This window comes from Pseudomonas sp. GW460-LB5 (genome assembly GCF_059423245.1).
Genome location: NZ_JBWKXT010000064.1, coordinates 24055 through 33054 on the forward strand (window position 1 = coordinate 24055; position 9000 = coordinate 33054).

Annotated in this window: 6 protein-coding genes; 2 read left to right on the forward strand and 4 right to left on the reverse strand. The window is 62.1% G+C overall.

Annotation, left to right across the window (positions count from 1 at the left end; genetic code table 11):
• Positions 1–118: 118 nt before the first annotated feature.
• Positions 119–955, reverse strand: coding sequence for a 23S rRNA (adenine(2030)-N(6))-methyltransferase RlmJ (locus tag AC07XM_RS26750; protein WP_016489491.1), 837 nt, complete (start codon positions 953–955; stop codon positions 119–121).
• Positions 956–1141: 186 nt separating this feature from the next.
• Here AC07XM_RS26750 and AC07XM_RS26755 point away from each other — a divergent pair, with 186 nt between their 5' ends.
• Positions 1142–1396: a hypothetical protein gene (locus AC07XM_RS26755; RefSeq protein WP_016489492.1), complete on the forward strand. Its 255-nt coding sequence runs from the start codon at positions 1142–1144 to the stop codon at positions 1394–1396.
• A 77-nt stretch (positions 1397–1473) separates the two neighbouring features.
• Here the strand turns inward: AC07XM_RS26755 and putP are convergent, their stop codons facing one another.
• Positions 1474–2952: a sodium/proline symporter PutP gene (putP, locus tag AC07XM_RS26760; RefSeq protein WP_016489493.1), complete on the reverse strand. Its 1479-nt coding sequence runs from the start codon at positions 2950–2952 to the stop codon at positions 1474–1476.
• 358 nt (positions 2953–3310) lie between these two features.
• Between putP and putA the strand changes: the two genes are divergently transcribed.
• Positions 3311–7264 (forward strand): trifunctional transcriptional regulator/proline dehydrogenase/L-glutamate gamma-semialdehyde dehydrogenase, encoded by a 3954-nt coding sequence (gene putA, locus AC07XM_RS26765; protein WP_102690269.1) that lies wholly within the window; start codon positions 3311–3313, stop codon positions 7262–7264.
• Positions 7265–7695: 431 nt separating this feature from the next.
• On the opposite strand, the gene AC07XM_RS26770 is transcribed toward putA, so the two are convergent.
• Together AC07XM_RS26770 and AC07XM_RS26775 are read right to left on the reverse strand one after the other, a co-directional pair.
• On the reverse strand, positions 7696–7959 hold the full coding sequence (locus AC07XM_RS26770) for a DUF3077 domain-containing protein (RefSeq protein ID WP_096426852.1): 264 nt from the start codon (positions 7957–7959) through the stop codon (positions 7696–7698).
• Between the two features lie 93 nt (positions 7960–8052).
• Positions 8053–8295 (reverse strand): hypothetical protein, encoded by a 243-nt coding sequence (locus tag AC07XM_RS26775; protein ID WP_096426996.1) that lies wholly within the window; start codon positions 8293–8295, stop codon positions 8053–8055.
• Between the last annotated feature and the right edge of the window lie 705 nt (positions 8296–9000).

Consider the following 9000-nt stretch of genomic DNA (forward strand, 5'->3'; position numbering starts at 1 on the left):
CCGTACTGGCCTCATCGCCGGCAAGCCAGCTCCCACAGGAACACCGCTGCCCTCAAGGGAGATGCAGTACTTGCAGGAGCTGGCTTGCCGGCGATGAGGCCAGTACAGGCAGGCAATACTATTCGGCGATGAGCCAGTCCATGCGATAGCTACCGTCCGTCTGCGCCAGCTCCTTGGCCAGCCACGGCAGCAGCTCCTTGAGCTCTTCTTCCAGGCCCCATGGCGGGTTGGCGATGGCCAGGCCCGAGCCATTAAGGCCCTGCGGGCTGTCCTGGTGGTGCACATACAGCTCGACCCGCAGCAATTTTGGCGCGCCAGTGCTGGTCAGGTCCTGGTAGTAACGCGTCAGCGAGCGCTGGTCCTTGATGGGGTACCAGATAGCCGCGACGGTCTGGCGCATGCGGCTGATGGCCTCTTTCATGGAATGGGTGCAGCGCTTGAGCTCATCGGCCTGCTCGAACGGCGGGTCGATCAGCATGATCGCGCGCTTTTCCTGCACCGGTAGCAGGGCCCTGGGCACATGCCAGCCTTCGCCCAGGTGCACGACCACACGCGGGTCTTTTTTCATGTTCTCTTTGAGCAGCGGCCCGTCTTCAGGATGCTTTTCGTTGAGCAGGGCGCGGTCTTGCTGGCGCATCAGGCGGCGAGCCAGCTCGGGCGAACCGGGGTAGTAACGCAGCTCGCCGTCCGCGTTCAGGCGCTTGATGACGCGCAGGTAGTCGGCAGCCATGGCGGGCACATCATCGCGGCCCCACAAGCGGGCGACGCCTTCCAGGTACTCGCCGGTCCGGGTTGCCTGGTCGCCTTGCAGGTCGTACAGACCAAGCCCAGCGTGGGTATCGATGTAGGCAAATGGCTGCTCCTTGCGCGACATCAAGGCGATGAGGCGGGTCAGCACGATGTGCTTGAGGACGTCGGCGTGGTTGCCGGCGTGGAAGGCGTGACGATAGTTCATGGCAACTCCTGCGGGGGTGGCAAGTTTACCTTGCCTTGCAGACGGAGTCAGGTGCAGCAATCAACCGCAAGCGCCCTCGCGCCGTTGAGAAGCCATGAAAACCCTCATCGTCCGGAATGAATTCCTGATTCGCTGCGCCCCTGCAAATCCCAAGAATCGAGTCTCCACCAACCAGGAGCAAATGAAATGAAAGCTTCCATCCAATACGATAAAACTCAAAACCGCCTGCACGGCAAACTGGGCCTGGACAATGTGCCTTATACCGCCCAGCTCAAACTCAAGAACCCTGAAGGCGTTACTGAGACACTGGTAGTGCCAAGCTCGAAATCCGACGAATGGGAGGTTGGCCTGGACCGGCATGGCCCTGGCAAGTATGAAGCCCTGATCGTGCCACGTGTGGCCGGTGCGTTCGAACCAACGCGGTGCGAGTTCACCCTGTAAGCAATCACCCGCTACAAACGAGTACGGCCCGAACAACACTGTTGTTCGGGCCGTACTCGTTGCCTACCCAGCACTCATCACTTGTCAGCGTGATACGCCGCGTCTGCCGTCTCGAAGCGCTGAACCATTGCCCTGGAGGGGCTGCCCAGCTTGCTCACCAGAACGATGGCGATGCTCGCCAGCAGGAAGCCCGGGATAATTTCGTACAGGCCCCAGGTATCGATCTGCTTCCACAGGATAACGGTCAGTGCACCCACCACGATACCGGCCAGCGCGCCGTTTCGGGTCATGCCTTTCCACAGCACCGAAATCAGCACCACCGGACCGAAGGCGGCACCGAAGCCAGCCCAGGCGTAGGCCACAAGGCCCAGCACGCGATTTTCCGGGTTGGCAGCCATGGCGATGGCAATCAGGGCCACGGCCAGCACCATCAGGCGACCGACCCACACCAGCTCGAGCTGCGAAGCGTTCTTGCGCAGGAAGGCCTTGTAGAAGTCTTCGGTCAATGCACTGGAGCACACCAGCAACTGGCAGCTCAGGGTGCTCATTACCGCCGCAAGAATGGCCGACAGCAGTACGCCGGCGACCCATGGGTTGAACAGGATCTTGGCCAGCTCTATGAACACACGCTCATGGTTCTCGGTGACCGGGCCCGCCAGGTCAGGGTTGGCCGAGAAGTAGGCGATGCCGAAGAAGCCCACGGCGCAGGTACCGGCCAGGCACAGGATCATCCAGGTCATGGAGATGCGGCGAGCCTTGGCGATCGACTTCACCGAATCGGCGGCCATGAAGCGCGCCAGGATGTGCGGCTGACCAAAGTAGCCCAGGCCCCAGCCCATCAGCGAGATGATGCCGATGAAGGTAGCACCTTTGAACATGTCGAAATTGGCTGGGTTCACCGCCTCGATGGCAGCAAAGGTGGTGTCGAAACCGCCCGTGGAAATCAGCACGATCACCGGGGTCAGGATGAGCGCGAAGATCATCAGCGAAGCCTGAACCGTATCAGTCCAGCTCACCGCCAGGAAACCACCGACGAAGGTGTAGGCGATGGTCGCTGCGGCGCCAGCCCACAGGGCAGTCTCGTAAGACATGCCAAAGGTGCTTTCGAACAGGCGGGCACCGGCAACGATGCCAGAAGCGCAGTAGATGGTGAAGAACACCAGGATGACGATCGCCGAAATAATCCGCAGCAGGCCGCTATTGTCTTCGAATCGGCTGGAGAAGTAGTCCGGCAGAGTCAGCGCATCGCCGTTGTGCTCGGTCTGGACACGCAACCGGCCAGCGACGAACAGCCAGTTCAGGTAAGCACCAACGGTCAAACCGATGGCGATCCAGGCCTCGGACAGGCCCGAAAAGTAGATGGCGCCCGGCAGGCCCATCAGCAGCCAGCCGCTCATGTCGGATGCCCCGGCAGACAGCGCTGTAACAACGCTACCCAGGCTGCGACCACCCAGAATGTAATCGGAAAGGTTGTTGGTGGCGCGATAGGCGGCGAAGCCGATCAGTACCATTGCTGCGATGTAGACCACGAAAGTGATCGTAAGTGGATTGCCCATGCGTGTGCCCTGGCGTTTGTTTTTATCTCATGCACAACCATAGTCGTGACGGTTGCACCCAGGCGGCGAATCCTATGCAACAACGCAAAGCAGGTGCAACCATTTTTCATTTGGAAGTTGCACCCGCTCGTCAATATTCCGTAGGAGGCACTTTTTTGCTCCTTTTTGGAGCATCACAGGGGTTTTTCATAAGAAAACTCACCCTTAAAGCCCTTATTGAAGGGCATGGAAATGTCTGTCAGACGAGTTGCACCTACAGCGTCAAAAAATGCGGTTGCACCTGGTTGCACCCGAATTGTCCTACAGCTACTCTTGGCGCCAGCTTAGGCCACAGCCGTGGCAATAACGAGGATAAGAAATGGCGACTACCACCCTTGGGGTCAAACTCGACGACCCGACCCGTGAGCGACTCAAAGCAGCTGCGCAGTCCATTGACCGCACGCCGCACTGGTTGATCAAGCAAGCGATCTTCAATTATCTGGAGAAGCTTGAGGGTGGTGCCACCCTGACCGAACTTAACGGCCATGTCGGCAACCTTGTCGACGATGCCGGTGAGATCCCGGCCGACCACAGCCACCAGTGCTTCCTCGAATTTGCCGAGAGCATCCTGCCGCAGTCGGTACTTCGCGCGGCAATCACCGCCGCCTACCGCCGCCCCGAGCAAGAGGTGGTGCCGATGCTGCTGGAACAGGCGCGCCTGAGCGCACCACTGGCCGAAGCCACCAACAAGCTGGCCGCCGGCATTGCCGAAAAACTGCGTAATCAGAAGAGTGCTGGCGGTCGCGCCGGCATCGTCCAGGGCCTGCTGCAGGAGTTCTCGCTGTCGTCCCAGGAGGGCGTGGCGCTGATGTGCCTGGCCGAAGCCCTGCTGCGCATCCCCGACAAGGGCACCCGCGATGCGCTGATCCGCGACAAGATAAGCACCGGCAACTGGCAGCCGCACCTGGGCAACAGCCCGTCGCTGTTCGTCAACGCCGCCACCTGGGGCCTGCTGCTGACCGGCAAGCTGGTCAGCACCCACAACGAATCCGGTCTCACCTCCTCGCTCACCCGCATCATCGGCAAGAGCGGCGAGCCGATGATCCGCAAGGGCGTCGACATGGCCATGCGCCTGATGGGCGAGCAGTTCGTCACCGGTGAGACCATTGCCGAAGCCCTGGCCAACGCCAGCCGCTTCGAGGCCAAGGGTTTCCGCTATTCCTACGACATGCTCGGCGAAGCCGCACTGACCGAGCACGACGCGCAAAAGTACCTGGCCTCCTACGAGCAGGCCATCCACTCGATCGGCAAGGCCTCCCATGGCCGCGGCATCTATGAAGGCCCGGGCATCTCCATCAAGCTGTCGGCACTGCACCCGCGCTACAGCCGCGCCCAGTACGAGCGCGTGATGGAAGAGCTGTACCCGCGCCTGCTGTCGCTGACCCTGCTGGCCAAGCAGTACGACATCGGCCTGAACATCGACGCCGAAGAAGCCGACCGCCTGGAGCTGTCGCTCGACCTGCTCGAGCGCCTGTGCTTCGAGCCGTCGTTGGCGGGCTGGAACGGTATCGGTTTCGTTATCCAGGCCTACCAGAAGCGCTGCCCGTACGTGATCGACTACGTCATCGACCTGGCCAAGCGCAGCCGCCACCGCCTGATGATCCGCCTGGTAAAAGGCGCCTACTGGGACAGCGAGATCAAGCGCGCCCAGGTCGAAGGCCTGGAAGGCTACCCGGTCTATACCCGCAAGGTGTACACCGACGTTTCCTACGTCGCCTGCGCCCGCAAGCTACTGGCCGTACCAGAAGCCATCTACCCGCAGTTCGCCACCCACAACGCCCACACCCTGTCGGCCATTTACCACATTGCCGGGCAGAACTACTACCCGGGCCAATACGAGTTCCAATGCCTGCACGGCATGGGCGAGCCGCTGTACGAGCAAGTGGTCGGCAAGATTGCCGATGGCAAGCTGAATCGCCCGTGCCGGGTCTATGCGCCGGTTGGTACCCACGAGACGCTGCTGGCCTACCTGGTACGCCGCCTGCTGGAAAACGGCGCCAACACCTCGTTCGTCAACCGCATCGCCGACCACTCGATCTCCATTCAGGAACTGGTCGCCGACCCGGTCGCCAGCATCGAGCGCATGGGCACCCAGGAAGGCAACATCGGCCTGCCACACCCGCGTATCCCGTTGCCGCGCGACCTGTATGGCACTGAGCGGGCCAACTCGGCCGGCATCGACATGGCCAACGAGCACCGCCTGGCGTCACTGTCCTGCGCCATGCTGGCCACCGCTCACAACGACTGGAAGGCCGCCCCGATGCTGGCCTGCGCCGCCAGTGAAAGCGCTGCCGCGCCGGTACTGAACCCAGCGGATCACCGCGACGTGGTCGGCCATGTACAGGAAGCCACCGTTGCCGACGTGGACAACGCCATCCAGTGCGCTTTGAACGCCGCGCCGATCTGGCAGGCCACCCCACCCGCCGAGCGCGCGGCCATTCTGGAACGCACCGCCGACCTGATGGAGGCCGAAATCCAGCCGCTGATGGGCCTGCTCATCCGCGAAGCCGGCAAGACCTTCGCCAACGCCATCGCTGAAGTGCGTGAAGCCGTGGACTTCCTGCGCTACTACGCCGTGCAGGCACGCAACGATTTCAGCAACGACGCCCACCGCCCCCTGGGCCCAGTGGTGTGCATCAGCCCATGGAACTTCCCGCTGGCGATCTTTACCGGCCAGGTAGCTGCGGCCCTGGCTGCCGGCAACCCGGTGCTGGCGAAGCCCGCCGAGCAAACCCCGCTGATCGCCGCCCAGGCCGTGCGCCTGCTGCTGGAAGCCGGCATCCCCGAGGGCGTGCTGCAACTGCTGCCGGGCCGCGGCGAAACCGTCGGCGCCGGCCTGGTGGGTGACGAGCGCGTTAAAGGCGTGATGTTCACCGGCTCCACCGAGGTTGCCCGCCTGCTGCAGCGCAACGTCGCCGGCCGCCTGGACAACCAGGGCCGCCCGATCCCGCTGATTGCCGAAACCGGCGGCCAGAACGCGATGATCGTCGACTCCTCGGCGCTGACCGAGCAGGTGGTGATCGACGTGGTGTCCTCGGCCTTCGACAGTGCCGGCCAGCGTTGCTCGGCCCTGCGCGTGCTGTGCCTGCAGGAAGACTCCGCCGACCGCGTAATCGAAATGCTCAAGGGCGCCATGGCCGAAAGCCGTCTGGGCTGCCCGGACCGCCTGGCCGTGGACATTGGCCCGGTGATCGACGCCGAAGCCAAGGCCGGCATCGAGAAGCACATCCAGGGCATGCGCGAGAAAGGCCGCGCGGTCTATCAGGTGGCCATTGCCGACGCGACCGAGGTCAAACGTGGCACCTTCGTGATGCCGACCCTGATCGAGCTGGAAAGCTTCGACGAACTGAAGCGTGAAATCTTCGGCCCGGTGCTGCACGTGGTGCGTTACAACCGCCGCAACCTGGACCAACTGATCGAGCAGATCAACAACTCCGGCTACGGCCTGACCCTCGGCGTGCATACCCGCATCGACGAGACCATCGCCAAGGTGGTGGAAACCGCCAACGCCGGCAACATGTACGTCAACCGCAACATTGTGGGTGCAGTGGTGGGCGTGCAGCCGTTCGGTGGTGAAGGCCTGTCTGGCACCGGCCCGAAAGCCGGCGGCCCACTGTACCTGTACCGCCTGTTGTCGACCCGCCCGGCCGATGCCATTGGCCGCCACTTCCAGCAGCAGGACGGCGAAGGCAAGCCAGACCGCACCCTGCACGAACAGCTGGTCAAGCCGCTGCACGGCCTGAAGGCCTGGGCCCAGAGCAACCAACTGGCCGACCTGGCTGCGCTCTGTGATCAGTTCGCCAGCCAGTCGCAGAGCGGCATCGCCCGCCTGCTGCCAGGCCCGACCGGCGAGCGCAACAGCTACACCATCCTGCCGCGTGAGCACGTGCTGTGCCTGGCCGACAACGAGGCTGACCTGCTGGCGCAGTTGGCCGCCGTACTGGCCGTCGGCAGCTCGGCGGTGTGGGCAGACGGCGAACCTGGCAAGGCCCTGCGTGCCCGCCTGCCGCGTGAGCTGCAGGCCAAGGTGAAGCTGGTGGCAGACTGGAACAAGGATGAAGTGGCGTTCGACGCCGTGATTCACCATGGCGATTCGGACCAGTTGCGCAGCGTCTGCCAGCAGGTGGCCAAGCGTGCCGGTGCCATCGTCGGTGTGCACGGGCTGTCCAGCGGGGATCACCAGATTGCGCTGGAGCGGTTGGTGATTGAGCGGGCGGTGAGTGTGAACACTGCTGCTGCCGGCGGTAATGCCAGCTTGATGACCATTGGCTGAGGCTGAGGGTTGTTGAAAGTAAAGGGAGAGCTTCGGCTCTCCCTTTTTTATGGGGGTTTGTCGTGAGATTGGGGTGGGCTGACAGGTGCTCGCCACGACATTATCTGCGCCTGCAAGACCGAGCGCCGCCCGCGCGGCGCATCGCGACGCAAGGCCGCTCCCACATCTGTTTCGGGCCAGTCTCTCCTGTGCCTATGGCGCACGCACCCTGGGTGCATGGCTGGAGATCGATAAAGAGCGACTGCGCCCACTTCAATACCGCATGGAACAAACAAGGCGGACAGCGTGGCCTCACAGAATGGACTGGCCCGGAACAAATGTGGGAGCGGCCTTGCGTCGCGATGCGCCGCGCGGGCGGCGCTCGGTCTTGCAGGCGCAGAAAATGTTGTGACTAACACCTGGCCGCCTTCACGCAACCGGAAGGCAAGCCCTCACTGCTTCATGCCCAACTCGGCATCATCCATCAGTGCCTTTGCCATGGCACTCAGGTAATGGGCAGCCCATATCATCATTGGCTTCTCATCCATCAGCCCGGTAATGGTCAGTTCGCGCACATAGCCCATCAATTCCGACGACTGCTCGCGGGCATCCCTGCACGGGATACCGGGCTCGATGCGGAACAATCGATGCGTGCGGTTTTCGCCTTGGTAGAAAGTTGTCTTGCCGACGGTGAACTGGGTGTCTTCTGTTGTCATTGTTCAATCCCCTGATAATTCTCGACTGCCTGGCCTGGCCCTTTCGCGGGTTTACCCGCGAAGAGGCCAGCCCAGGCAACACATTACGCAGCCTCAATGCACAGGCCTGGCCTCAGCGGGCATCTGCACCTGAACCAATGCAGACTCAAGCAAAGCCCGCAGCGCCTCCAGTTCATGCATCGTGGTCATCATCAGGATCGAAGCCGGCGACCTGGGCTGCAGCTGTATGGCGTGGTGCACCACGGTTGCGGCACACAGCGCGTGATCCGTGGCCTGGATCAGGGTGTCTTCAAGGGAATGGGCGTTAAGGGGTGGATCGGGGACTATCTTCAGCATCATGGTTCACCTAGTGATAAAGACCACTACACACCTGCTGTCAAACAAGAGGGTGGCAGCTGTACATGGGTTGACAGACCGGTAGGCAAACCAAAACCCGGCGCACACGAAGTGCCCCATGCACAGCTGCCATAAAGGCAAAGCGATGCGGTTTGACCTAAGCGGCCTGTCAAAGCCGGTCACTGATTTGGCAGCGACCACCCGAGACTAGGGCCCGATCCAGAGCACCGCAATGGCTTGAAGGGGGTTGGGAGTATGTTTGGGAAATGGACTACATGGAATAGGTGAAAACCTAAAATGATCTGCCGAAACTGGCCGGAATGCGGTGAGGCTGGAAGGTGTTCGCTCACCTTTTGCAGCGCCTGTGAAATCGCGCGCCGCCCGTGCGGCGCATCGCGACGCAAGGCCGCTCCCACATCTGTTTCGGGCCAGTCTCTCCTGTGCCTATGGCGCGCGCACCCTGGGTGCATGGCTGGAGATCGATAAAGAGCGACTGCACCCCCTTCAATACCGCATGGAACAACCAAGGCGGACAGCGGTGGCCTTACAGGATGGATTGGCCCGAAACAAATGTGGGAGCGGCCTTGCGTCGCGATGCGCCGCGCGGGCGGCGCTCGGTCTTGCAGGCGCAGAAAAAATCAAGGCAAGCACCTGTATGCCCCACCCGTTCTAAACCCATATCACCCAAACCTATTAACCTCCCCC

Excerpts from the sequence above, each read along its gene's own strand:
- putP (WP_016489493.1), bottom strand. The coding sequence starts at position 2,952 with ATGGGCAATCCACTTACGATCACTTTCGTGGTCTACATCGCAGCAATG.
- AC07XM_RS26770 (WP_096426852.1), bottom strand. The coding sequence starts at position 7,959 with ATGACAACAGAAGACACCCAGTTCACCGTCGGCAAGACAACTTTCTAC.
- putA (WP_102690269.1), top strand. The coding sequence starts at position 3,311 with ATGGCGACTACCACCCTTGGGGTCAAACTCGACGACCCGACCCGTGAG.
- AC07XM_RS26775 (WP_096426996.1), bottom strand. The coding sequence starts at position 8,295 with ATGCTGAAGATAGTCCCCGATCCACCCCTTAACGCCCATTCCCTTGAA.
- AC07XM_RS26755 (WP_016489492.1), top strand. The coding sequence starts at position 1,142 with ATGAAAGCTTCCATCCAATACGATAAAACTCAAAACCGCCTGCACGGC.
- AC07XM_RS26750 (WP_016489491.1), bottom strand. The coding sequence starts at position 955 with ATGAACTATCGTCACGCCTTCCACGCCGGCAACCACGCCGACGTCCTC.